The sequence below is a fragment of the Sorangium sp. So ce367 genome (assembly GCF_051520455.1).
Classification (GTDB): Bacteria; Myxococcota_A; Polyangia; order Polyangiales; family Polyangiaceae; genus Sorangium; species Sorangium cellulosum_B.
The window spans coordinates 384750-408324 of the sequence record NZ_CP150334.1; the positions used below are offsets into that span (position 1 = coordinate 384750).

Annotated in this window: 21 protein-coding genes; 10 read left to right on the plus strand and 11 right to left on the minus strand. The window is 72.2% G+C overall.

Annotated elements, in window-relative coordinates:
• Positions 1-11 precede the first annotated feature (11 nt).
• From WME97_RS01490 to WME97_RS01505, 4 genes are all read left to right on the plus strand, one after another.
• Complete coding sequence (locus tag WME97_RS01490; protein ID WP_437548883.1) at positions 12-1127, plus strand: hypothetical protein; 1116 nt, start codon at positions 12-14, stop codon at positions 1125-1127.
• Between the two features lie 149 nt (positions 1128-1276).
• Entirely contained in the window at positions 1277-2425 is a 1149-nt protein-coding gene (locus WME97_RS01495) for a hypothetical protein (protein WP_437548884.1), read from the plus strand.
• Between the two features lie 181 nt (positions 2426-2606).
• Positions 2607-2984, plus strand: coding sequence for a DUF1835 domain-containing protein (locus WME97_RS01500; RefSeq protein WP_437548886.1), 378 nt, complete (start codon positions 2607-2609; stop codon positions 2982-2984).
• Between the two features lie 34 nt (positions 2985-3018).
• Complete coding sequence (locus WME97_RS01505; protein ID WP_437548888.1) at positions 3019-3639, plus strand: hypothetical protein; 621 nt, start codon at positions 3019-3021, stop codon at positions 3637-3639.
• Positions 3640-3718: 79 nt separating this feature from the next.
• Here the strand turns inward: WME97_RS01505 and WME97_RS01510 are convergent, their stop codons facing one another.
• The 3 genes from WME97_RS01510 to WME97_RS01520 all read right to left on the minus strand — a co-directional run bounded on the left by WME97_RS01510 (position 3719) and on the right by WME97_RS01520 (position 8417).
• Positions 3719-5203 (minus strand): ATP-binding protein, encoded by a 1485-nt coding sequence (locus tag WME97_RS01510; protein WP_437548889.1) that lies wholly within the window; start codon positions 5201-5203, stop codon positions 3719-3721.
• 243 nt (positions 5204-5446) lie between these two features.
• The gene (locus WME97_RS01515) at positions 5447-6523 is read right to left on the minus strand and encodes a hypothetical protein (protein ID WP_437548891.1); all 1077 of its coding nucleotides are present in this window, start codon (positions 6521-6523) and stop codon (positions 5447-5449) included.
• 10 nt (positions 6524-6533) lie between these two features.
• A complete protein-coding gene (locus tag WME97_RS01520) occupies positions 6534-8417 on the minus strand; it encodes a serine/threonine protein kinase (protein WP_437548893.1) in 1884 nt (627 codons plus the stop codon).
• 527 nt (positions 8418-8944) lie between these two features.
• Here WME97_RS01520 and WME97_RS01525 point away from each other — a divergent pair.
• Together WME97_RS01525 and WME97_RS01530 are read left to right on the plus strand one after the other, a co-directional pair.
• On the plus strand, positions 8945-12352 hold the full coding sequence (locus WME97_RS01525; protein ID WP_437548895.1) for a DUF2126 domain-containing protein: 3408 nt from the start codon (positions 8945-8947) through the stop codon (positions 12350-12352).
• Positions 12353-12747: 395 nt separating this feature from the next.
• The gene (locus WME97_RS01530; protein ID WP_437548896.1) at positions 12748-12963 is read left to right on the plus strand and encodes a hypothetical protein; all 216 of its coding nucleotides are present in this window, start codon (positions 12748-12750) and stop codon (positions 12961-12963) included.
• Positions 12964-12984: 21 nt separating this feature from the next.
• Here the strand turns inward: WME97_RS01530 and WME97_RS01535 are convergent, their stop codons facing one another.
• Entirely contained in the window at positions 12985-14343 is a 1359-nt protein-coding gene (locus WME97_RS01535; protein ID WP_437548898.1) for a hypothetical protein, read from the minus strand.
• 264 nt (positions 14344-14607) lie between these two features.
• Entirely contained in the window at positions 14608-15186 is a 579-nt protein-coding gene (locus WME97_RS01540) for a protoglobin family protein (RefSeq protein WP_437555290.1), read from the minus strand.
• 388 nt (positions 15187-15574) lie between these two features.
• On the opposite strand from WME97_RS01540, the gene WME97_RS01545 reads away from it, so the two are divergent.
• The gene (locus WME97_RS01545) at positions 15575-16465 is read left to right on the plus strand and encodes an SDR family oxidoreductase (RefSeq protein WP_437548900.1); all 891 of its coding nucleotides are present in this window, start codon (positions 15575-15577) and stop codon (positions 16463-16465) included.
• 11 nt (positions 16466-16476) lie between these two features.
• On the opposite strand, the gene WME97_RS01550 is transcribed toward WME97_RS01545, so the two are convergent.
• Both WME97_RS01550 and WME97_RS01555 read right to left on the minus strand, forming a co-directional pair.
• On the minus strand, positions 16477-16911 hold the full coding sequence (locus WME97_RS01550) for a hypothetical protein (RefSeq protein WP_437548902.1): 435 nt from the start codon (positions 16909-16911) through the stop codon (positions 16477-16479).
• Between the two features lie 80 nt (positions 16912-16991).
• Positions 16992-17723, minus strand: coding sequence for a hypothetical protein (locus tag WME97_RS01555; protein WP_437548904.1), 732 nt, complete (start codon positions 17721-17723; stop codon positions 16992-16994).
• A 93-nt stretch (positions 17724-17816) separates the two neighbouring features.
• On the opposite strand from WME97_RS01555, the gene WME97_RS01560 reads away from it, so the two are divergent.
• The 3 genes from WME97_RS01560 to WME97_RS01570 all read left to right on the plus strand — a co-directional run bounded on the left by WME97_RS01560 (position 17817) and on the right by WME97_RS01570 (position 20526).
• Positions 17817-18458, plus strand: coding sequence for an O-methyltransferase (locus WME97_RS01560; RefSeq protein ID WP_437548905.1), 642 nt, complete (start codon positions 17817-17819; stop codon positions 18456-18458).
• Positions 18459-18559: 101 nt separating this feature from the next.
• On the plus strand, positions 18560-19459 hold the full coding sequence (locus WME97_RS01565) for a type III pantothenate kinase (protein ID WP_437548907.1): 900 nt from the start codon (positions 18560-18562) through the stop codon (positions 19457-19459).
• 38 nt (positions 19460-19497) lie between these two features.
• On the plus strand, positions 19498-20526 hold the full coding sequence (locus WME97_RS01570; protein ID WP_437548909.1) for a FecCD family ABC transporter permease: 1029 nt from the start codon (positions 19498-19500) through the stop codon (positions 20524-20526).
• Positions 20527-20539: 13 nt separating this feature from the next.
• Here WME97_RS01570 and WME97_RS01575 read toward each other — a convergent pair whose 3' ends face one another.
• The 4 genes from WME97_RS01575 to WME97_RS01590 form a co-directional block, all read right to left on the minus strand.
• Positions 20540-20938 (minus strand): (deoxy)nucleoside triphosphate pyrophosphohydrolase, encoded by a 399-nt coding sequence (locus WME97_RS01575; protein WP_437548910.1) that lies wholly within the window; start codon positions 20936-20938, stop codon positions 20540-20542.
• A gap of 90 nt (positions 20939-21028) precedes the next feature.
• Positions 21029-22120 (minus strand): FHA domain-containing protein, encoded by a 1092-nt coding sequence (locus WME97_RS01580; protein WP_437548912.1) that lies wholly within the window; start codon positions 22118-22120, stop codon positions 21029-21031.
• Between the two features lie 258 nt (positions 22121-22378).
• On the minus strand, positions 22379-23032 hold the full coding sequence (gene ruvA, locus WME97_RS01585) for a Holliday junction branch migration protein RuvA (RefSeq protein ID WP_437548914.1): 654 nt from the start codon (positions 23030-23032) through the stop codon (positions 22379-22381).
• Positions 23002-23517, minus strand: coding sequence for a hypothetical protein (locus WME97_RS01590; RefSeq protein WP_437548916.1), 516 nt, complete (start codon positions 23515-23517; stop codon positions 23002-23004). The genes ruvA and WME97_RS01590 overlap by 31 nt, the downstream gene beginning before the upstream one ends.
• Positions 23518-23575: the final 58 nt, after the last annotated feature.

A 23575-nucleotide genomic window follows, 5' to 3' on the forward strand; every position in this document is an offset into this window, starting at 1 on the left:
GGACGAGGCCGATGCGCGGGAGATCGCACGACGAGGGCGCGCGCAGGAAGCGGGCAGCACGCGCAGCGCTCGCCTCGACGGCCGCGGCCGCGATCTCGGCCGCCGGGGTCGCACCGGTCCGGGCCGAGCCCACGGCCACGCCGCTCCGGGTGCGGCTCGAGTTCATCCGTGGGCCAGGCGCCGAGGAGTGCCCGGACGAGCAGCTCCTGCGCGCGGAGACGGTCCGGGCGATGGGTGGGGTCGACCCCTATGACGCCGAGGCTGCGTTCACGATGACGGCGTCCATCGAGCGCCGGCGCGGCAAGCTCGCCGCCTCGATGTTCCTCCGCGACGGCGACGGTCACGGACGCTGGTTCGACGGGTTCAGCGCCTACGATGACTGCAAGGTGCTCGTCACCGCCATGGCCCTGTCCATCGCCGTGCTGCTCGACGACGCCGCCGAGCTCGCCGCACCACCTGGGGTACCAGCGAAGCCCGCTTCGCCGCCCGCACCACCCGACGGGCCCTGTTCGCCGGATCGGCCCTGCCCGCCGAAGCCGTCCCCTGCGCCGCCATCATCCCCGCGCACAGCGTCACCCGTGCGCGCGCCGCCCCGGAGCAGCGCGTCGCCGGTTGCGGCGGAGCGCTTCCGCTGGGTAGCCGGCCTCGGCGCCGTGACAGGCCTCGGGATGGCGCCGGGCGTCGCCATCGGCCCGGCGTTGTCAATCGGAGGACGCTGGCCAGCGTGGTCGGTCGCGCTGGAAGTCCGCGGGCTCGCCTCGCTGTCGCAAGAGATCGACGAGGTGCCCATGGCAGCGTCGCTTTTCATGACGAACGCCGCGGTGTGCCTGCATCGCCACGTTCTTTTCGCCTGTGGAGCCGTGGAGCTCGGCATGCTTCGTGTTACACCCGAGGTTCCGCTCGGCGCGGCATCGTCTCTGCGCCTCGGTCTTGGGCTCGGTGGCCGGATCGGCGTCGACTGGCCATTCTCGAAGAGCCTCTCTGCGCGGGGATACTTGGGCGTGGCTCCCACCCTGGTCGGCGCAGCGATCGGCCGTCGTACGAACGATCAGATGTCCGATAGTTCGCTCTGGGCCTCACGCGACATCGCCGGCACGCTCGGGTTCGGCCTCCAGGCGAGCTTGTGAGCGCGCCGGTGGCGGAAGGGGTGGGACGAAGCGACACGCGCTCGAGTAGTATGAGAAATTATCCCTCAAATTTGTAATGGTTGCCCATGAAGCTATTTGTCGAATCTTTGCGTTGCGCCGAAGATGCGCGCCTGAGTAGGCTCTCTGCGATGCGCACTCCCCGCCTTCTCCTTCCGTGGTTGCTGCTGGTGGTTGCCTGCAATCAAGAACCAATCATCATCACCGGCCCTTGTACGCCCGGAGAAATTGAGCATCAGCTGCACGGCTGCGGACAGCAGCCCGACGCCGGAGCGGCCGGTGCAGACGGCGCGGGGGGCGATGGTGGTGCGGGCGGCGCCGGCGGCGAGGCCAGCGTCAGCGGCCAGGGCGGCTCCGGCGGCGACATGCACAGCTCGCTGTGCTCTGGCCAGTGCACCCCGCCCGCGCCGCTCGGCTGGTTCGGCCCTGCGCTGCTCTGGTTCGGCCCACCCGAAGCTGTCCCCGACTGCCCCGCCGACGCGCCCACGCTTGGCTACGAAGGCTTCGCCGATCTCCAGCAGCCGCCGATGGACTGCGCGATCTGCGCGTGCGATCCGCCCGAGGCCTCCTGCGCGCTCCCCACCGGCTGGGCCGCATCCTCGTCCGCCTCGTGCCCCGGCGACGAGCCGGGCACCGTGATGACCTCCTTCGCCGCGCCCGACGGCTGGGACGGCGCGTGCACCGCGGCGAACCCGATCCCCGAAGATCAGCTCTGCGACGGCGAGCCCTGCGTGCAGTCGCTCACAATCGCGGCTCCCTCGGTGACGACCGGCGCGTGCACGCCGCGCATCGACGCCCCGCCGCCTGTCCCCAGGCTGGCTCCGTGGGCGACGCGGGCCAGAGCGTGCCTCGCCGGCGCGTACACCGCGTGCGAGGACGCAACGACATGTGTGCCAGCCGCGCCGTCGGGCTTCCTGACCTGCGTCTACCACGAGGGCGACGACGCCAGCTGTCCGGAGGGGTATGCCGTCAAGCACGTCTTCTTCGAGGACATGATTGACGGCCGCGAGTGCACCCCCTGCGGCTGCGGCGATCCGACCGGCGCCTCGTGCACCCTCATGGCGTCCGTGTACCGCGACGCCGCCTGCACCGACCTGCTCGCGTCGAACATCGTCAGCTCCAGCGTCCCGTTCTGCGTCGTGACGCCTCCCGGCGCAGGCCTGGGGAGCAAGTCGGCCGTGATCGCGGATGTCGAGCCGGGCGCATGCCCGCCGCACGGTGGCGAGCCCGTGGGCGAACTCTTGGCGAGCGCGCCCTCCACCTTCTGCTGCATGTCATGACTGGCTTCCTCCTGGAAGCCCTCTCGCAAGAGCGCACTGCACCGCCGCCCTCGCCGCCTCCTCAGCGCCTCGCCCCCGCCGCCCACTGCGGCAGCCGCGCCGTGAACGTCGTCCCTCGCTCCGCATTGAAAGGCCATGAATTACAACTTCGGACACCACTGCAAGTGTGGCTCTGTTGAGCATGGCGAACATCGTTGAACTTGGCGGGGCTACTCATGTCGCTCTCGATGGGCTCACCACCGAGCGGCTGTTGCAGGTTGGTGCGACCCATGTCGTGTGCGCGTCCGACCGTCTTGTCATCGGTCCGAGCCGTGGAGACGCTCTGGAACATGCGCGGGCGCGTCGTGCGTGGTGGAATTCGACCGAAGAATGGGACAAGCTCTATTCGTCGGATGTCCACTGGGAGCCCCCCATCGCCTTGTGGGTATCGGCGAGCCTTCACGAGCGGGTGAACCTCTGGCGGATTTGTAGCTGGTTGCGTCATCTCGGGTTCGCACATCACGATATCTTCATTCTCGATTTCGATCCCCATTCCACCGTCGAGAGCAGCAAGCCGTGAGGTGTCGGCTCGTCCGTTTACCTGCTCCGAGTCCGTGTCCGATCATGCGGACGAGGTCCTCCTGAACCGTCTTGGTAAGGCGAGCCCCTGGCCGCCCGAACGCTACGATCGCGCTGTTCGCCTCTGGGACAGCTACGTCGACGAGAATCCCTTGTCGTTCGCAGAGAGCTGCAGGGCTGGCGTCGAAGGCTTTCCGGAGCTTGCTCCCCTGTGGGCGTTCCTCTCCTGCTTCTTTCCAAGAAGGACCGCGGAGGGAGACCTGCGCTTGAGTCGATTCGACGAGATCACTCTCTCTCGGCTGTCGACTGAGTGGCAGACTCCGGCGGGCGTGGCCGCACAGAAGTCGGAGACGCTGGTAGACATGTGGCATCTCCTCTTCTGTACAGGCGATCTGTTCCTGCCGCGCCGGCTGGAGCACTGGGCAGACCACGAGTCGAGCGCGGCCGTGGATCGCGCGCCTGGTCCAAAGCCGCCCAATGCTGGCTACCCCATGCTCTCGGAGGTGTATCGCCTCACCGAACGTGGGATGCGGCTACGGGACAAGGGACTCGACGAGCTCACGGATGCGCCAAGCCTGCCCATCGCCGGGACCGAGGCGTACTCGGCTGCCGCCCCCTGGGTGCTGCTCGACGACGGACGGCTCGCTCGGCTGTAAGAGCAAACGTAATCCGTTCGGCGGCATCGCTGTGGTCGCCTCACGCCACGCCATCCTATGCGTGCCTCGCCCCCACCCCTCAGCCCCTCGCCGCCCCCCTCCGCGGCAGCCGCGCCGTGAACGTCGTCCCCCGCTCCGCCTGGCTCGCCACCTCGATCGCCCCGCCGTGCGCCCGCGCGATCTGGTGCGCGATGAACAGCCCGAGCCCGAGCCCCCGCCCCGCGCTCGCTCGCCCCTCCGCGGGCGACGCCTGCTGCCAGGGCTCGAACAGCGTCGCCAGCCGCTCCGGCGCGATCTCCGGGCCCTTGTTGTGCACCTCGATCAGCACGTCGCCCCCGCGCGGCCGGAGCGCCACCCGCACGGCGCTCCCGGGCTCGGCGTGGTCGACCGCGTTCTGCACGAGGTTCGTCACCATCTGGGCGACCCGCTCGGGATCCCACAGCCCCGCGCCGCTCCCCCGCAGATCGAGCCGGATCGGCACCCCCGCGTGCGTCGCCCGGAGCTCGTCGATCGCCCCCTTGCAGAGGACATGGAGGTTCCCCGGCCTCCGCGCGATCGGGATGCTGTCGCCGAAGCAGCTCCGGGTCAGGTCGAGCAGGTCGTCGATCGTCCGCGCCATGCGGCGCGCGCTCGCCGCGATCCCCTCGACGCTCGTCGCCTGGCGCGGCGTCAGGTTGCCGTGGCGCACCAGCGTGCTCGACGCCAGCGTGACCGCCGTGAGCGGCGTGCGCAGGTAATGACTGAGCGCGGCCAGGAATCGATCGCGAAACGCGAGATCGTCCAGCCGCGCAGCTTCCGCCCGCTTGCGATCGGAGATGTCGATCGCCGTGCCGATCATCCGGACGCTGCGCCCGGTCGCGTCGAAGAAGGTGCGCCCCTGCACGCAGACCCAGCGCTCGATCCCGTCGCGGATCCCCACGAGGCGGTACTCGATGCTGTACTCGCCGCCGCTCTCCGGGGCCTGCGAGCGCAGCACGGCCTCCTGCACGCGCGCGCGATCGTCCGGGTGGATCGCCGAGAGGAAGAGCTCGTAATCGACGTCCGACGCCGGCTCCAGCCCGCACACCTCCCGGCAGCGGTCGTCCCAGCGCAGCTTGCCGGTCACCGTGTCGTAATCCCAGACGCCGACGCCGCCGGCCTGCGTCGCGAGCCGCAGGCGCGCGCCGCTGTCCTCGAGCGCGGCGCGCGTCGCCCGCTCGATCTCGAGCGCGCTCGTCCACATGCTCGCGTCCACCACCGCGTGGAGGACCTGCGCTTCTCCCACCCCGAGCGCGATGCCCTGGGCGACGCACTCCTCGATCAGCGCAGCCCGGAGGTGCGATAGCTCCCGCAGCGCCGCCTCGATGCAGCGGCCCCGCGTGACGCAGCGGCGCGCGTGGTCCTCGACCCGCTCGTAAGCGCCGCGGAGCGCCGCGTCCTCGCCGGTGAGCCGGCTCGCCGCGAGCGCCTCGATGAGGTGCTCGAGCAGCGCCGGCGCCGCGTCGACGAGCACCGGGCGCTCGCCCCGCCGCGGCGCCGGCGCCCTGGGATCGTCGAGCACCCGGCGCGTCCAGCGATCGAGCACGTCGCGCTTGCAGCTGCGAAGCCGGGAGGCAGCGGAGATCTTTGCTAGCGGGCCGGCGTCATCCATCGATACAAAGCGAGCGCCCGCCGGCGCGGATGTCACGTGAGGACACCCCCTGATTGGCGCGTAAGTGACCGTCACCGGGGCCGACGTCTCCGCCCTCGGCCACCGGGCCCGATGCCTCCGCCCTCGGCCCGCTGGCTCTTCAGTCCCCGGCCGATCGGCGTCTGCCGCGCCCCGGCGCTAGAACGCGCCCAGCACCCCGACCCCGCCGCCCTCCGGGCCGATGAGCGGCACGATGCGCGCGTGCACCCGCGCTGGCGAGCCCTGCCGTGCCCCCGCGGCGCTCGCGCCCTCCGCCCTCGATGGGCCCGAGGTCAGCACGAGGACCGCCCCCGCGGCGAGCGCGGCGACGCCCACGCCGACGCCGATCGTGGACACGAGCGCCTTGGTCTCCGCCGCGTTGATCTCTTTGCGACCTTCCGGCGTACACAGCTTCTCCGGACAGAGCGCTTCGTCCTTTTCCGCGTCGCTCGCTTGCCCCGCGGCGAGGATGCCGAACACGGCGCCGACGCCGAGCACCGCCGCGCCGGCGCCCCCGATCACGAAGCCCGCGGTCTGCAGGCCGCGTCCGCCGCTGCGGCCGCCGACGTCACCGCCGGCCGGCGGCGCCTCGGGCCCGGCAGGCTTGCTCGTGGGTGCCACCGGCAGGAGCTTCGGGATGGCGATCGCCTTCAGATCGGCGCTCTCGCCGACCTGGACGGTCGTCGACCAGACCGTGTAGCCGCTCGCCGTCGCCTCGACCTCGTGCGCCCCGGGATCGATCGGGATCGGCGTGCCGAGCGCTGCCGCGGGGATGTCGCCGCCGTTGACGCGGACCAGCAGGCCAGGCGTGTTCTCCGCGTTGAGCTGGATCTTCGAGAGCCTCGGCTCCAGGGCGTCGATGTGCTCCTGCGCGAACGCCTCCCGCGCGGCGTTGCCCTCCTTCTTCGAGGCGAAGAGCGCCTCCTTGAACTGCCCCCACGCCGTCGCCGTCTTGCCGAGCCCCTCGTTGCACAGGGCCAGGTTGAGCAGCGTCCCTGTGCCGGGCCGCAGGCGCTGGCTCTCGGCCAGCTTGGGGCACGCCTGCGCGTACGACTTCGCCTCCATCAGGCGGCGCCCCTCCTCGAACAACGTCTGGGCGAGCGTCGGATCGCCGCCCGCGCCCTGCGCGGCGGCGCCCGAGGGCGCGAGCAGGGCGGCCGAGCCGAGCACGACCGCGGCGAGGGCGAGGCGGGCGCGACGGAGCGCGCGGGGGGCATGGACTGTCGAGGGGATCATGGCTGTGGGCTCAGTGCGGGTCGTTCAGGTCGATGCCCTTCGGAGGGCGCTGCGTCGTCGTGGCTTGCGACGGGCGGGCGGCCGGCGTGGTGCGACCCGCAGGCGAGCCGCCCCGGGCGGCGGTGGGCGCCGTCCTCGGCGACGCCGCGGGGGAGCTCGCGGCCGCCGCGGCGTTCGGCGCGGGGGCGCTCGCGGCCGCGGTGGCGCTCGCCGCCGCTGTGTCCGCCGTGGTCGCTGCGTCGGCTGCCGCGCCTGTCGGTCGGATCGTCGGCCCGTCCGGCGTCGTCGTCCCGGCGGAAGGCGCGGGCTGCTCGGGCGTCGGCGCCGGCGCCGGCGCGGCGGTCTCCGTCGCGCTCACGGCGACCGTCGGCGCCGCCGCCGTGCTCTCCGTCCCGTCGGCGCCGCCCCGGCGGAGCATGTAGACGCTGCCGACGATGAGCCCCAGGAGGAGGGTCGCGGAGATCAGCGCGATCGCGAGGATCGCGGAAGGGGAGACCGATAGCCCAGGGATCCGGCGCCCGTCCGACGAGATCCCGAGGTGGGTCGACGACGCGAAGGTCGCGGCGGCGCGCGAGCTCATCGGCGCGTTGTACGGACCGGGGACGATGTGCTGCTGCGGCGTGGGCGCCGGGAAGCCGTTCGGCGGGACCGGGCTCGGCCTGCCGTCCTCGCCAGGGCGAGGCCCGAAGGCGCCGTTGCCGGACGACGGAGGCTGGGAAAACGGCGACGATGGATGCGGGTAAGGCGTCGAGGCATGGGCGACGGGCGACGGCGCCTGCGGGAACGGCGTCCCGTGAGGGAGCGGCGTCGGCGGGCGCGGCTGCCCGGTGTCGCGCTGCCCGGCCGGATGCGAGGCGAGCCCCGGCCACGACGGCTCGCGAGCGGCCGGCCCAGGGGGCCTCGAGTCGATGGTGGAGAACGACGGCTGTGACGCGCGCTGGCCGCCGGGGATCGCGGCGTGGAGCGACAGGCCGCCCATGCGCGCGATCCGGGCCAGGGTCGTGTACGTGCGCGCGGGCGCGAACGGCGCGAGCGACACGATGAGCTCGGCGACCGACGCGTGCCGGTGCTCGCGCTCGCGGGCGTACGCCTTCTCCAGCACGGCCGCGAGCGCGGCGGGCACGTCGGGGCGGATCTCTCGCAGCGGCGTCGGTGTGCCCGTCAGCACCTCCGCGCAGAGCTGCGGCAGCGTCTCCGCGTAGTACGGCTGCCTGCCGGCGAGCAGCTCGTAGAGCGAGACGCCGAGCGCATAGATGTCCGTCCGGTGATCCACCGAGCGCGTCTGCCGCATCTGCTCCGGCGACATGTACAGGGCCGAGCCCAGCGCCGCGTCCGTGCCCGTCAGGATGTCGACCGCGCCGGTCGCCATCTTGGAGATGCCGAAGTCGAGCACCTTGACGAGCGGCGAGCCGTCGACGCGCGTCGTCAGGAACAGGTTCGCCGGCTTGAGATCGCGGTGGACGATGCCGAGCCCGTGGGCCTCGACGATCGCCTCGCTGCCCTGCGCGATGTAATCGATCGCGTCCTCGATGCCGAGCACGCCTTGATCGCGGAGCAGGCGCGCCAGGTCGCTCCCGATCAGGAACTCCATGACCATGTAGGGAGCGCCGTTCTCGAGCGTGCCGACGTCCGAAACACGGGCGACGTGCTCGCTCTTGATCTTCATGCCGGCCTTCGCCTCGCGGAGGAAGCGGGCCGAGCCCTCCGGGTGCTGGGTGAACTCCGGGAGCAGGAACTTCAGGGCGACCCGCTCGTCGAGCACGACGTGGCGGGCCTCGACGACCACACCCATGCCGCCCTGGCCGATGACCCGCTCCACGCGGTACTTGCCGGCGAGCACCGTCCCCGGCTCGACCGGGGGCAGCGAGGGCTGTTTCGTCTCCGAACCCGACACAGCGGGCGATGATCACCGCTTCGCCCTCGGACGGCAAGCGCGGGCGGCGCCGGTATCGGGGCGCGGCGTGGCGAGGCGGACAGAACGGCGCCAAAGGCGCAGCAGCACGCGGTTTTTGTGCCGCCGCACGGTCGCTTCGGCTCGCGGCTCGCGCCGTCGCGAGGCCGCGTTGGCGTGCGATCGCTCCGTCAGACGCTCGCGTCGCTGCGCGGTCGCTCCGTCAGACGCTCGCGCCGCTGTGCGGTCGCGTTGCGCCACGCCGCCGTCAGACGCTCGTGGTATCGCGTCCGCGCGCTGCGGTGCGCTCGCGTTCACGCACCGTCACGCGCTCGCGCCGCGACCCGCTCGCCCGCCGCATGCCCGCGCGCTCGCCCGCCGCACGCTCGCGCCCACGCGCCGCCACGCCGTCGATCCCTGGCCGAATCGTCCTCGAAACGATCGCGCAGCGCGCCTCACGCGCGTCACGGAAGGCGAGACGGAAGGGGGCACTTCTGGTTGGATAGGGCCACCCCCGGAGACAAACCACCGTGCGCCTGCTCATCCAGCACCGGACCCGTTACAATTATCCCCGCCCCGCCTCGCTCGGCCCGCAGCTCATCCGGCTGCGGCCCGCGACGCACGCGAAGGCGAAGATCGAGTCGTACAGCCTGAAGATCGACCCGCCGATCGCGGCGCGCTGGCAGCAGGACCCGTATGGCAACCACGTCGCGCGGGTGCTCTTGCCCGCGGGCGAGCGCGTCCCTCACTTCGACGTCCTTGTCGAGCTCGCGGTCAGCGTGCGCCCCGTGAACCCGTTCGACTTCTTCCTCGACGAGCGCGCGAAGGAGGTCCCGTTCGGGTATCCGGCCGAGCTCAAGCAGGACCTGGCCCCCTTCCTCGACAGCACCGACCCCTCGTTCGCCCGCGGCCCGCTGCTCGACGAGTTCCTCACCGGGCTGCCCTCGAAGGGCGACACCGTGTCGCTCCTCGTCGCGCTGAACACCGCCGTGAACCGGCGTATCAAGTACGTCATCCGCGAGGAGGCCGGCATCTGGACGCCGGAGGAGACGCTCGCGCAAGGGCGCGGCAGCTGCCGCGACTCGGCGGTGCTGCTCATCGCGGCGCTCCGGTCGCGCGGGCTCGCCGCGCGCTTCGTGAGCGGCTACCTCGTGCAGCTCACGGACGAGGGGATGATCCCCGACCAGCCGCGCGGCGTGAGCCGCGACGTCGTCGACCTGCACGCGTGGGCCGAGGTCTACCTCCCCGGCGGAGGCTGGATCGGCCTCGACGCGACGAGCGGCCTGCTCTGCGGCGAAGGCCACATCCCGCTCGCCTGCACCGCCTCGCCCGCGCTCGCGGCGCCGGTCGAGGGCACGAGCGACACGCGCGCGACCGACGTGACCTTCGAGATGAAGGTCGGGCGGCTCGGCCACGAGCCGAGGCCCACCACGCCCTACGAGGAGCCCGTGTGGCAGGAGCTCCTGTCCGTGGCCGATCGCGCGGACGAGCGGCTCGCCGCCGCGGGCTTCTCCCTGACGATGGGCGGCGAGCCGACGTTCAACTCGCGCGAGTACCCGGACGCGCCCGAGTGGTGCGAGGGCGCGCTCGGCCCGACGAAGTGGTCGCAAGGGCTCCGGCTCGCGCACGAGCTCCGGCGCCGGATCACGCCGGGCGGCGTCCTGCTGCTCCGCGCCGGCAAGCACTACCCCGGCGAGAGCCTGCCCCGCTGGGCGCTCGAGATCATCGGCCGGCGCGACGGCGTTCCGATCTGGACCGAGATGTCCCAGGCGCGCCACGCCGATCCGGCGACAAGCGCGTCGCGCGGGCGCGGCGTCGAGCTCTCGCGGAAGTTCGCCGACGCGCTCGCGGCCCGGCTCGGGCTTACCGACTTCCTGATGCCGGCCCTCGAGGACCCCTGGCGCCACCTCCAGGACGAGGCGAGCCTGCCCACCGACGTCGACCCGCTCAAGGCGAACCTCGACGACGCGGAGGAGCGGCGGCGCCTCGCGCGGGTCCTCGATCGCGGGCTCGGGCGCGAGGTCGGCTTCGTCCTGCCCCTCGCGCGCCAGTGGGGGTCGTGGATCAGCGAGCGCTGGGGCTTCCGGCGCGGGCACCTCTTCCTGATCCCGGGCGACAGCTCCATCGGCCTGCGCCTCCCGCTCCGCTCGCTCGTCGCGGTGGCCCCGCCGCCGCCGATCGAGGAGCTCGTGTCGCCGCAGGACCCGCGGCGCGGCGAGCCCGAGGCCGACGAGGAGGAAGAAAGACAGCGCCGCGTCCAGCTCCTCGAGGGCGACGGCGACCCGGAGCACGCCGAGACGGCGCGCGCGCGCGCGGCCCAGCGGCACGCCCCCGAGGACAAGCACGCCCAGCGCGCCGCCCCCGCCGCGGGACGATCGGGCTACGGCGTGCGCACGGCGCTCTGCGTCGAGACGCGCGACGGCCTCGTCCATGTCTTCCTGCCGCCGCTCCTCTCGCCGGCCGACTTCTTCGACCTCATCGCCGCGATCGACGCGACCCGGCAGGAGACGGGCATCGACGTGCTGCTCGAGGGGTACCCGCCCCCGTCCGGCGCGAACGTGCTCCGCTTCTCGGTGACGCCGGACCCGGGCGTGCTCGAGGTGAACCTGCCGCCCTCCGACGGGGTGCGCGCGTACGCGTCGCTCCTCGAGACGGTGTTCGACGCGTCGCTCCACAGCGGCCTGCACTGCGAGAAATACCTGATCGACGGGCGCATGGCGGGGAGCGGGGGCGGCCATCACCTCACGTTCGGCGGCCCGACGCCGCTCTCGAGCCCCTTCCTGCGCCGGCCGGATCTCCTGGCCAGCCTGCTCACGTTCAACCAGCACCACCCGTCGCTCTCGTACATGTTCGCGGGCCTCTTCGTCGGCCCGACGTCGCAGGCACCGCGCGTGGACGAGGCGCGCCACGAGAACCTCTACGAGCTGGAGATCGCGCTCGCGCGCGCGTTCGAGCGCCGGCAGAACGAGCCGGCGTGGCTCTCGGACCTCCTGTTCCGCCATCTGCTCGTGGACATGACGGGCAACACGCACCGCGCCGAGGTGAGCATCGACAAGCTGTTCGATCCGCAGACGGCGCACGGCCGGCAGGGGCTCATCGAGCTGCGCGCCTTCGAGATGCCGCCGCACTTCCGGATGGCGGTCGCCCAGGCGCTCCTCGTCCGCACGCTGCTCGCCTCGTTCGCCGAGGAGCCGTATTCGGGCCGGCTCGTGCGCTGGGGCCAGGCGCTGCACGACCGCTTCCTCCTGCCGTACTACCTGTGGCGCGACTTCGAGGACGTGCTCGATCACCTGAAGCAGCGCGGGCTCGCCCTGCCCGCGGACGCGTACCGGCCGTTCATCGAGCTGCGCTGCCCGGTGGTGGGCACGCTGCACGCCGGCGACGTGGTGCTGGAGGTGCGCAACGCGATCGAGCCGTGGCACGTGCTCGGCGAGGAGCTGACGACGACGGGCACGTCGCGCTACGTGGACTCGTCGATGGAGCGTATCGAGGTGCGCGCGCAGGGGCTCACGCCGGAGCGCCACACGGTGCTCGTGAACGGCCACGTGCTGCCGCTCCGGCCGACGGGGACGGCGGGCGAGCACGTGGGCGGCGTGCGGTTCCGCGCCTGGGCGCCGCCGCACAGCCTGCACGCGCACATCGGCATTCACCACCCGGTCCACATCGACATCCTGGACACGTGGGGCAAGCGCTCGATCGGCGCGTGCGCCTACCACGTGTGGCACCCCGAGGGCCGCGCCTTCGATGCCGCGCCGCTCACGCGGTTCGAGGCGTCGGCGCGGCGCGCGCAGCGGTTCACGATCGAGGGGCCGACCCCCTGGCCGGTGACCGCGAAGCAGGCGATCGCCCACGGGGACGCGCCCTACACGCTGGATCTGCGGCGCTACGCCGTGGACCGGCCGCCGCCCAAGCCGCAGAAGCCCGAGGACGAGGCGTGAGCTGCCGGGCCGCGCTGCGGTGAGACCCAGCGCGGCCGGAGGCTCACCTGGACGGAGGTCCGTCGCCCACGGTCGAGCCGGCTGTGACACTTTGACCCAGCGCGCACGCCCGGCGCGCCGCGCGGAAAAGCCCGGCGCTGAGGGCGCCGCGCGCCGCCATGGCCTCCTCCGCTGTGGCGATTTGCCTTCTCGCGGGAACCCTCACGTCCGCCGGCCGGGGCGCTCGGGTGACCCGGAGCTCCGGCGCCGAGCTCGCTTTGCGCGGCATAACGGCTCTCCGGGCCTGCGATCCAACGGTTGAGTCGCGTCAGAACAGCGATTGGTACGCCCCCTGCTTGAGTGTTCGATGTCCCCTGCATCGCATGCGGACAGTACACCACGAAGGAGGACAACCCATGTTGCGTAAGGTGCTTGCAGTGCTCTTGGTCTCCACGATTCCCCTGGCCGCCGGCTGTTTCGTCGACACGGACGACGACAAGGACGAAGGCGAGGACGACTGCATCACGGCGTGTTCGACGGATCGAGACGATTGCATCGCGGCGTGCGATGACGACGGCGATTGCGTCACGGCGTGCGAAGAAGATCACGACTGCGACTCGCTCTGCATCTGAGCGCGCCGCGCCGTCGCTGGTTCAGTGATGTCGCCCGGCCAGGCGCCGCGAGAGCCTGGCCGCGAGCGACGGGCGCGTCCGGATCATGTGCCGCATCGGCCGGATCCCGGAGGGGAAGGCGGCCTCGGCGAGCGAGGGCATGAGCGCCTCGTCCACGTTCTTGAGGGCGACCACGCGCTCTTCCCTGCGCTCGATCCAGATGAGCTCGCCGTCGCCGGCGCGCCCGAGCCGCGGCTCGTCGCCGGCGATCGGCGAGCCGTCGTAGAGCTGCCACAGCGCGGCCTCGACGCCCGCCGCGGCGCCGGCGTCGTCCCACGCCGACGCCCACGCCGTGCCGATCGCGTCCGTCTTCCGATCGCGCACGAACAGGGCGCGATCTCCGTCCCAGGCCGCGGCCAGCGCGCGCATGTCGCCGAGATCGGCCGTGCCCTCGAGCGGGCGCAGGAGCAGGTAGGTGAGCCACTCACCGAGGGTGTCCCAGTCGAGCCGCTCGAGCCGGTCGTCGAGCGTGGACGGGATCTCGTCCAGGCCGACGCCGACCTCGGGGTCCTGGGCGTCGAGGGTGAGGATCTGCTGGGTGCTCGTGGGCGCCCGCGTCGAGAAGAGCGCGTCCTCGCTCGACCAGTCGAACGGCGGGAGTCTGTCGATGACGGGCGTCGCCGCGCTCGCGCCGGTCAGGTTGTGGGCGCAGTACTCGAGCCCGAAGCTGTAGGCGAACGATGGATACGCCATGAACAAGAGGGGGAGCCCGCTTCCAGCGAGGAGCTCCTCCCGCTGCGCATGCACCGACGACAGGAGCCGGCCCCAGTCCACGAGGTGCAGATCGGCGTCGAGGTGCTCCTGCATGATGAAGCGCCCCTCCGCGAGCGTTGCGTCGCCCTCGGTGACCGCCCGCTGCGCGAGAAACGCGTCGCTCGTCAGCGCGTCGTCCTGGTCCGGCGCCAGGTCGAAATGCTGATCCTGGAGCCCGTGCACGTACTCGTGGATGAGGACCGAGTCGTCCACCTCGCCGATGAGCACGATGCCGTTGCTCCCGGGAGAGTACCAGGCAGCGGCCCAGTCCCCCGAGCGAGCCAGCGTCTCCCGGAGGTCGGCGTCGACGGCGAAGTAGCCGAGCCGGCCGTAGGTCGCGGCCATCTCCTCGAGATCGGCCTCCTCGGCGGCGTCGGCCGCCGCCTCCTGGTCCGCCTCGAACTCGTCCCGCGTGATCGTGACGACCGGCACGGCGTGGCGGAACGACAGCTCGCGCACCTGCTCGGCGCGCTTCGCGAGCCGGGCGAAGCGGCGCTCCTCCTCGGATGGCTCGTCGCTGCAGCCGGCGATCGTCGGGATGACGGACAGCCCCACGAGAAGCGCGATGCCATCGAAGAATCGGTTCATGGTGGGCGGGCGCCTAGCACCGCATGTGCCGGGCTCTTCTTCGCGGTGTTCCCGGCCGATCCAGGCGATCCGAAGGCGCCCTCGCCGGCGCGTGGCGCGCGCGGCGGGGCGGCGCAGCGCGCGCCGTTGTGCGCTTGCGCAAACGGTCGCGCGATTGCGCAATGGGCCGTCCGCTCGACGCGCTGCCGCCCCCGGGATGCCGGCGCGCAGCCCGCCGCTGCGGTCCATCCCGGCGGGCGACACATGGCCGGAAGGGGAGGGGGATCAGGCCGCCGAGACGTAGTGGCGCGCGAGGAGGTCGTTCTGGAGCCAGAGCAGCTTGTTGAACGCGCGGAGGGTGCGCACCTCGGTGTCGCGGTCGAGGCCCAGCGACAGGATGGTCTGGAGCAGGGCGTCCGACACGAAGCCCATGAGCGCGTTCATCTGCACGAGCGGGACGACGACCTCGGGATTGCCGGCCTTCGCGGTGTGGATCTTCCCCACCATATCGAGGTAGGCGACCATCTTCGGATCGTACGGATGGGTCACGAGCCGGACGAGGTAGGCTGCGAGGTGCTGCTTGCGGAACTTGATCTGCTCGTGGTCCATCGTGAGCGACGCGAGGTCGACCGGGGGCGCCCCCTCGTAGCCGTGCTGCTTCGGCACGAAGTGGCGCTTCGTGGCGTCGTAGAGGAACAGCTTCTCGTACACCGCGTTGACGAGCGCCTCGACCCGCGGGGCGAGGTGCGGCGCGGCGCCGTGGATCGCCGCGATGTCTGCCTCGCCGAAGCCGACGAACTCGATGAGATAACCGAACCGATACTCGAGATCTGACTCCAGACGGCTCTCGTCGACGTGTTTCATCACCACGGTTCTCCTCCGCGTCTTCGCCGGCGGCGTGCCGCGAGACAACGCAGGGTGAAGACACCGGACCAGCTGTCGCCTGTCAAGCCTTGACGTGACAGGTCGTGGCGGTGCCGCGCGACAGGGGCGCGCGCCGTCTGCTCGATCACGTCGATCCACGTCGAGCCACGTCGATCACCGAGAGATGTCTGCCGCCGTGTCCGCTCGGGAGCGCCCGGCGAGGGGCCGACGGCGCGCGCCGCTCGCTGGTCGCTGCGCCGGTGTAGGGGCGGCTCCGATCTGGAGAGCAGGCGGCCACCGATGGCCGGGCTGTGCCGCCGCCCTTATGGCCAGGGTTCGGTGGGAGCGCGTTCGGCCTCTCACGACAGCGCAGCGTCAGGAGGAGGTTATGCAGAACACTGGACCGGCAGCGGATCCGAAAGGCGCGGGCCCGAAGCCGCCTTTCGAGGGCAAGACACAGGAGCGTCCCGGAATCGAAGCCAAGATGGATCCGAGGCCCGATTACGGCGAGTCGTCGTACAAGGGGCTCGGCCGGCTGAAGGACCGCATCGCGCTGATCACCGGAGGGGACAGCGGGATCGGCCGAGCCGTCGCGCTCGCGTTCGCCCGCGAGGGGGCCCACGTGGCGATCTCCTACCTGAGCGAGCACGAGGACGCGAAGGAGACGGCGCGGGTCATCAAGGAGGCGGGGCGCGAGGCGCTCACGCTACCCGGCGACCTGGCCGACGAGGCCCATTGCCGGAAGGTGGTCGAGGAGGTGGCGCGTAAATTCGGGCGCATCGATGTCCTTGTGAACAACGCGGCGGAGCAGGGCAAGGCCGTCGAGCGGTTCGAGGACATCGACGCTGCGCGCCTCGAGCGCACCTTCCGCGTCAACATCCTGGCCATGTTCCACATGATCCGGTACGCGCTGCCGCACATGAAGGAAGGCGGCTCGATCATCAACGTCGCCTCGATCCAGGCGTACCAGCCGAGCCCGGCGATCCTCGATTACGCGTCCACGAAGGGGGCGATCGTCACCTTCAGCAAGGGCCTGGCGCAGGACCTCATCGAGCGTGGCATCCGCGTCAACGTCGTGGCGCCCGGCCCCGTGTGGACGCCGCTCATCCAGCAATCGTTCGACAAGGAGAAGGTGGCCACCTTCGGCAAGAATCATCCAATGGAGCGCCCGGCGCAGCCGGTCGAGCTCGCCCCCGCATTCGTGTTCCTCGCCTCGAACGAGGCGATCTACGTCAACGGCGAGGTCCTCGGTGTAACCGGCGGCAAACCGCTTTCCTAGAGCGGGGCTCGTCAGGGATCGGTGAGCTGCTTCAGGTCGACGCTGACGCCGAGGTGGTGGAGCGCGTCCTCGGGGCGGGTGAAAATGCCCATCGGTTTTTCATAGCCCTTCGAAAGCCGGCCGACCTGGAGCACCCCGGTCGCGCTCTTCAGGAGGACCGCGGTCTTCTTGAAACCTTGCGTCAGCCGCGTGTGACAGTGCGCGAACGCATTCTCGAATCCGGCGTCGTTGCGCAGCGGTGCGTCGCGGGCGTCGACGAGCAGGAGCGTGTGCCGCCTGGCGATCGCCTCGAGCGACCGATCGATGCGCTCGAAGCTCAGCTCGATCGCCGCGATGCTCGGATAGTTCAGCGAATATCGCTTGATGAGCACGAGCTGCTGAGCGGGGTCGTGATGGACGACCGCGTACGGGTCCCGCTCAATCTCGCGCAATCCGAGGAAGGCCACGACGGAATGCTATGCCTGTTCGCCCAGGGCGTCGACCCCCGCGGCGCCGCGCGGCATGGCGGCCCGCGGCGGCTCACCGGTCACTCGCAATCCGCCCCGCACCGCGCCTCTTCGCATGCGAAGACGGCCCCGGCAGCCTGCACGCCGTCCGGGTACATCGCCGAGCATGCCTCCAGGCAGCCATCTCTGTCCGCACGGCACGCATCCACGCACGCGAGCATTGCCCTGCACGACGGCTCGGCGACGCACGCGTTCATCTCAGCTGCGCACCCTGTCAACCGGCAGGACGCGCAAGGGGACAGCGCGTCTCGCGATGGGCATTGCGCGCTGCACAGCGCGGACGCGCAGCCGCCCTCGAGGAAGATGCCCGAGATGCCCGCCCGGTGCGCCGTCAGGCACGCCTGCTCGCAAGCCACGTCCGCCGCCGCGCAGCCGAGGAGGCAGTTGCCCAGCGCGGCGCACTCCGCGCTCCGCTGGCACGCGCAATAGCTCTCCTGGCAGCGCAGGGCGAGGCAGGTCGTGCACGGATCGCCGAGCGACGCGCAATCGTAGACCGCCTCTCCCCCCGCGCCGCCGCCGGCCGTCGTGGAGCTCGCCCCCACGCCAGCGCCTGCGCCGCCGGAGCCGCCTGCTCCGCCCGCGCCCCCGCCGGAGCCGCCCATGCCAGCGCCGCCTGCGCCGCCCGTGCCCCCGCCTGCGCCGCCCGTGCCGGCTCCGCCGGCGCCGCCTGTCCCGGGGCTGCCGTCCGTCGAGCTGCAGGCCGCCGCCAGGAGCGCCGCTGCGGCGCACGTCTTCCAGGAAGAGAAGGCCATGGTCGACGCTACCGCGAAGGCCGCCGGCGGCTCAAGGTGAGGTGAGGAGGGAGCGCGCACCGATGCTACGGTGCGCGGCCGAGGAGCCTCGCCATGATCGCTATCGTCAATCCAGAGCTGGATCGCTACGTTCACGACCACTCCGAGCCGCCGCCCGCGCTCCTCGATGAGCTGCGCGAGTTCACCCTGGCCCACGAGCCGAGGGCGGTCATGCAGGTCGGGCGGGTCGAAGGCTCCCTGCTCAGGATGCTGGTCGCGCTCATGCAGGCGCGCCGGGTGCTCGAGATCGGGACGTTCACCGGCTACTCGGCGCTCAGCATGGCCGAGGCGCTCCCGCCGGACGGCGAGCTCATCACGTGCGATCGCGACCCCGAGGTGGTCCGCATCGCCCGATCGTTCTTCGACCGCAGCGAGCACGGCGGGAAGATCCGGATCGCGCTCGGCGACGCGCTCGCCACCCTCCGCGCCATGCCGGCGAGCCCTGCCTTCGATCTCGTGTTCATCGACGCCGACAAGGAGCGGTATCCGGCCTACTACGAGGAGGCCCTCCCGCGCCTCCGCAGCGGCGGGCTGATCGTCGCAGACAACACCCTCTGGAGCGGCGAGGTCCTCGCCCCCGAGAGCGTGGACGGCCGCGCCATCGCCGCCTTCAACGATCTCGTCTTCCGCGATCCCCGGGTCGAGAAGGTCATGCTCACCGTGCGCGACGGGGTGACGCTCGCGCGCAAGCGCTGAAGGCCGGGCGCGGCGGACGTGCGGCAGCGCGCCGCGCGCGCCGGCAGCGCGTCCGAAATCCTGGCCGGATCCCGGGCGCGCGGCGCTAGAGTCGGGCCAGCATGCTGCTCGCCATCGACGTCGGGAACACCAACATCAGCTTCGGGGTGCTGGAGGGCGAGGTGCTCCAGCACCACCTCCGCTGCGAGAGCGCGCGCTCCCGCACCTCGGACGAGTACGCCGTGCTCGTCCGGCAGATGCTCGACCTCCGCCGCGTCGACCTCGCCCGCATCGACAGCGCGATCGTCGCGAGCGTCGTGCCGACGCTGACCGACACGATGGTGGGGCTCGTCGAGCGGGCGTTCGGGATCGAGCCGCTCGTCGTGGGGCCCGGCATCAAGACCGGCATGGCCATCCTCTACGAGAACCCGCGCGAGGTCGGCGCCGACCGGATCGTCAACGCGGTCGCGGCGCACGAGTGGGTGCGGCGGCAGCCCGAGGCCGCGCCCCGCGCCGCGCCGGCGCGAGCGCACGCGGCCGAGCACGACCGGGGGGATCACGCCGCCGCCGGCGTCATCGTCGTCGACTTCGGCACGGCGACGACGTTCGACTGCGTGACCCCGAAGGGAGAGTACCTGGGCGGCGTCATCGCGCCGGGCATCCAGATCAGCGCCGAGGCGCTCTTCTCCCGCGCCGCGCGGCTGTCCCGCGTCGAGATCGCGCTCCCGCCCCGGGTCGTCGGCCGCAACCCCGTCCACTCGATGCAGTCGGGCATCGTGTACGGCTACGCGGGGCTCGTCGACGGGCTCGTGGGCCGCCTCCGGCGGGAGCTCGGCTACCCGTGCCGCGTCATCGCGACCGGTGGCCTGGCGCGGCTCATCGCGCCGCAGACCGAGACCATCGAGGGGGTCGACGACGACCTGACGCTCACCGGGCTGCGCCTGATCTACGAGCGGAACGCCGAGCGAGGCGGCGGGCACGCGCCGCTGCCGCCCGCGGCGGGCGGAGGCGGCCAGGATTGACCTTGCCCGTGTCCGGCCCCGCCCCGCGCCGAGCGAGCGTGCCCTCCCTCCCGGCGCCGCCGGCGTCCGGCCGGGGCCCCCGCCGCGCGCTCGTCCTCGCCGCCGCGCCCGCGGCGCTCGTGCTCTCGCTCGTCCTCGCCGTCCTCCTCGGCGCCGAGCCCGTCTCGATCGCGCGCGCCGTCGCCGAGCCCGGCCTCGACCGGACCCTCCTCATCGACGTGCGCCTGCCGCGCGTGCTCCTCGCGGCCGTCTCCGGCGCCGGGCTCGCGGCCGTGGGCGCCGCGTTCCAGGCGCTGCTCAGGAACCCGCTGGCCGAGCCGTACGTGCTGGGCGTCTCCGGCGGCTCCGCGCTCGGCGCCGCGGTCGCGATCGCGCTCGGCGTCGGCGCGACGACCGTCCTCGGCGCCACGCTCCTGCCCGCGGCGGCGCTCGCCGGCGGCCTCGTCGCGACGCTGCTCGTCTACGCCATCGCGCGCGGCGCGGCGGAGGGCACCTCCGGCGCCTCGATGCTCCTCGCCGGCGTCATCGTGAACTCCATCGCGGCGGGCCTCATCTCCTTCCTCAAGACGCTCGTCTCTCCCTCGCGCGCCCAGCAGCTGCTCCGGTGGCTCATCGGCTTCGTCGAGCTGCCCACGACCTCGGCCCTCCTCGGCGTCGCCGTCTACGTCGCCGCCGGCTGCGCCGTGCTCCTCGCCGACGCCGCGCGGCTGAACCTCCTCTCGCTCGGCGACGAGTCGGCCGGGACCCTGGGCGTCGACGTCCGCGCCGTCGAGCGCCGGGTCTTCCTCGCGTCCTCGTGCGTCGTCGGCGCGATCGTCAGCCGCACGGGCCTCATCGGCTTCGTCGGGCTGATCGTCCCGCACGCGGTCCGCCGGCTCTGCGGCGCGGATCACCGGCGGCTCCTGCCGCTGTCGCTCGTGGCCGGCGCGGTCCTGCTCGTCACGTGCGACCTCGTCGCGCGGCTCCTGTTCCGGTGGCTCGGCACGGAGCCGCCCGTGGGCGCGGTGACCGCGGTGCTCGGCGGGCCGATGTTCCTCGTGCTGCTGCGGCGCTCGCCGCGCCTGTGAGGGCGCGGGCGCGTCAGGTCATGCCGAGGAGCTTGTTCATGCTGGCCTCGTCCGCCGGCGTGAACGGGTAGCGATCGAACTCGGCGCTCGTGACCCACCGGAACGCGTTCACGGCCAGCGAGGCGAGCTCGCCGCTCCTGATGTGGCACTCGTAGAGGTACAGATCGACGACGTAGCGCTCGTAGGGGTGGCTCACGAACGAGATCAGCTGGCCCACCTCGATCTCGACGCCGAGCCGGTGGCGGACCTCGCGCTTCAGCGCGGCCGCGTCCGTCTCGGTCTCCTCCACGCGTCCCCCGGGGAACTCCCAGAGCATCGGGAGCACGGCGGTCGGCCGGCGCTGGGTGATCAGGTACCGGCCGTCCTGTTCAATCACGGCGGCGACCACGCGGATGGTGCGGACCATTTCCATGGCGAGTGCCTCAGGGCTGCTGAGCGTACGATGGGGCGTCGGGTTGTGCGAGCGGGACGGTCGCGCCCTCGGGGCGCCGCTGGCGCGCGCTCAGACGTTGATGCGGAACAGTTGCTGACCCATGAGCAGGATGTCGCCGCCCGTGATCTCGGTCTCGCCGAGGACGCGGAGGAAGGTGCCGTTCGAGCTGCCGAGGTCCGTGAGGAACAGCCGGCCGCCCTGGAGCGAGATCTGGCAGTGGAGCCCGGAGACGTAGCCGTCCTCGGGGAAGAGGATGTCGCCGCGCTCGCGCCCGAGGTGCAGGCCGGTGTCGGGGACCGGGAACGCGTTGCCGGTCGCGTCCCTGCCGATGATGAGGGCGAGCCGCGCGACGTAGCCCTTCGAGGGGCTGCCGAGCCGCTCGACGCCGTCGGGGGTCGCGGGCGCCGGGGAGAGCGGCTCGACGCGGACGATCTCCTGGCCGATGCGGAAGACGTCGCCGTTGTCGAGCTGCACCGGCGTGTCCCTGCGCAGCCTGCGGTAGACGCCGTTCAGCGAGCCCTCGTCCTTGACGAAGAGCCGCCCGCCCTTGATCGAGAACGTCGCGTGGCGCGGCGAGAGGTAGCTGTCGCCGCCGAAGATCGTGCCCGAGTCGCGCCCGATCAGCGTGGGGTTCGTGGGCAGCGTGTACGAGCCGGCCTCGGTGCCGTCGGCCCGGAGCGCCGTCAGCACGACGTTCGCGGCGCCCGACGTGGAGACGACCGGCGTGGAGGGCTGCGCGGCCTGGCCCGCCGGCTTGACGAGCTTGAAGCCGCACAGCGCGCAGAACTTGTTCGACGGCGGGTTGGGCTCCTGGCACTGGGGACAGACGACCGTCCCTGCGCCGGCCGCCGCCGCCGGCGTCGCGGACGCGGCCTTCTTGCTGGCGCCGGTGTCCTCCCCGCGGGCCGGGGCGATGAACGCCGCGGGATCGACGAGCGCGGGCGGCGGGGGCGCGACCGCGGGGCCCTTCTGGGCGCCGGTGCCGATGGCGGTCGGCTCATCGCCGTAATCCTTCGCCCGCGTCGCTGCCGGCACGCCGTGGGGCGGGGTGCCGGCCGCGAACTTCTTGGGCGAAACGTCGCGAGGTAGCTCGGCGCCGCAGCCGAGGCAGAACTTGTAATGGTCCTGATTTTCCTTGGAGCACTTCGGGCAGGTGATCACCACGCCTCCTCACAACGAGCGACCGGACTGGGTCCCAGGGCGAACGGCGGCGGGAGCATATTCGCCGCGGCGGCCCTCTGTCGACTGTCTGTCGCTCCTCCGCCCCTCGAGCGGGGGTCCCGCGCCGCCGCCCGCCCGTTCGCTGGGGCGATTCTGCCGGGCAAATCGCGGCTCGCCGGGCCCGGGCGGCCGCGTTTTTCCGGGCGCGGGCGATCGCGTTTTGCCGGGCGCCGGCGGCGTGGGTCACTTGGACGTGGGTCACTTGGAGAGGAGCGCGAGCGCATCGCGCACGAGGTCGCCGAGCGGGGCGCTGTCGACGCGCGCGCCGAGGGCGGTGACGGCGCGCTCGGCCTCGGCCGGGCGGTAGCCCATGCGGGTGAGCGCGCTGTGCAGGAGGTCCTGCTTGGCGCCGGTGGCCGCGGGCGGGGGAGCCGCGGGGGAGAGCGGGGCCGCGGGGAGGTGGACGAGCTTGTCCTTCAGCTCGAGGACGAGCCGCTCGGCGGTCTTCTTGCCGACGCCGGGGATGGCGGTGAGGCGCGCGGTCTCCCGGCGGGTGATCACCGCGGCGAGCTCCCCCGCGCCGAGCGCGCTGAGGATGGCCATCGCGATCTTCGGGCCGATGCTGGAGATGCCGATGAGCACGCGGAAGGCCGCCCGGTCCTCGCGCGTCGCGAAGCCGTACAGGAGGAGCGCGTCCTCGCGCACGTGGGTGTGGACGAACAGGGTGATCGCGTCCGAGCCGGCCTTCGCGTTCGCGGCGATGCCGCGCGCGCGCCCCAGCGCCCCGAGCGGGACGGTCACCTCGTAGCCGACCCCGCTGACGTCGAGGACGACCGTGCCCTCGTCGCCTTCTTCCACGACGTGGCCGGAGAGCCGGCCGATCAATTGACCTTGGCCCCTTGCTGGATCCACCTGCGGATGACGTCACGCTCCGCGGAGGGCAGGGGGTCGCCGCCAGAGGGCATCGGGTCCCCGCAGCCGTCGGGGGCGCACTCGAGGTCCCCGCAGCTCAGGGTGTCGTCGAGCTTGTGCAGGAGGAAGCTGTTCGCGGGGTCGCCGGCCGTGATCCGCGCCATCCCGGAGGGCGCCCTCGACGCGGCGCCGACGTTCTGGGCCACGATCGCGTCGATCTGCGCCTGCGTGGCCTGCTCGATCAGCGGCGGGCCGAGGTACGCGAACCCGGCCGAGCCGGCCTCGGCGCCGTGGCACGTCGAGCTGAACGCGCAGGACCGCTGGAAGATGGGGAGGACCTCGCCCGCGAAGCTCACCTCGGGCGTGGTGCCGTCGAACTTGCTGTAGTCGAAGCACTCCGTCGCCGCGGGCCCGGGGCCGTCGTCACCGCAGCCGGCGCCGGCGCACGCCGTCGCGACAAGGAAAATCAGGAAGAGTTTCCGCACGTTCACCCCTCGCACCAGATCTCGGGGCGGGACCCTAGCAGAACTGCGCGCGCTCCGT

Excerpts from the sequence above, each read along its gene's own strand:
- WME97_RS01555 (WP_437548904.1), bottom strand. The coding sequence starts at position 17,723 with ATGGCCTTCTCTTCCTGGAAGACGTGCGCCGCAGCGGCGCTCCTGGCG.
- WME97_RS01530 (WP_437548896.1), top strand. The coding sequence starts at position 12,748 with ATGTTGCGTAAGGTGCTTGCAGTGCTCTTGGTCTCCACGATTCCCCTG.
- WME97_RS01535 (WP_437548898.1), bottom strand. The coding sequence starts at position 14,343 with ATGAACCGATTCTTCGATGGCATCGCGCTTCTCGTGGGGCTGTCCGTC.
- WME97_RS01515 (WP_437548891.1), bottom strand. The coding sequence starts at position 6,523 with ATGATCCCCTCGACAGTCCATGCCCCCCGCGCGCTCCGTCGCGCCCGC.
- WME97_RS01560 (WP_437548905.1), top strand. The coding sequence starts at position 17,817 with ATGATCGCTATCGTCAATCCAGAGCTGGATCGCTACGTTCACGACCAC.
- WME97_RS01490 (WP_437548883.1), top strand. The coding sequence starts at position 12 with ATGCGCGGGAGATCGCACGACGAGGGCGCGCGCAGGAAGCGGGCAGCA.
- WME97_RS01545 (WP_437548900.1), top strand. The coding sequence starts at position 15,575 with ATGCAGAACACTGGACCGGCAGCGGATCCGAAAGGCGCGGGCCCGAAG.
- WME97_RS01500 (WP_437548886.1), top strand. The coding sequence starts at position 2,607 with ATGGCGAACATCGTTGAACTTGGCGGGGCTACTCATGTCGCTCTCGAT.
- WME97_RS01495 (WP_437548884.1), top strand. The coding sequence starts at position 1,277 with ATGCGCACTCCCCGCCTTCTCCTTCCGTGGTTGCTGCTGGTGGTTGCC.
- WME97_RS01540 (WP_437555290.1), bottom strand. The coding sequence starts at position 15,186 with ATGAAACACGTCGACGAGAGCCGTCTGGAGTCAGATCTCGAGTATCGG.
- WME97_RS01575 (WP_437548910.1), bottom strand. The coding sequence starts at position 20,938 with ATGGAAATGGTCCGCACCATCCGCGTGGTCGCCGCCGTGATTGAACAG.
- WME97_RS01565 (WP_437548907.1), top strand. The coding sequence starts at position 18,560 with ATGCTGCTCGCCATCGACGTCGGGAACACCAACATCAGCTTCGGGGTG.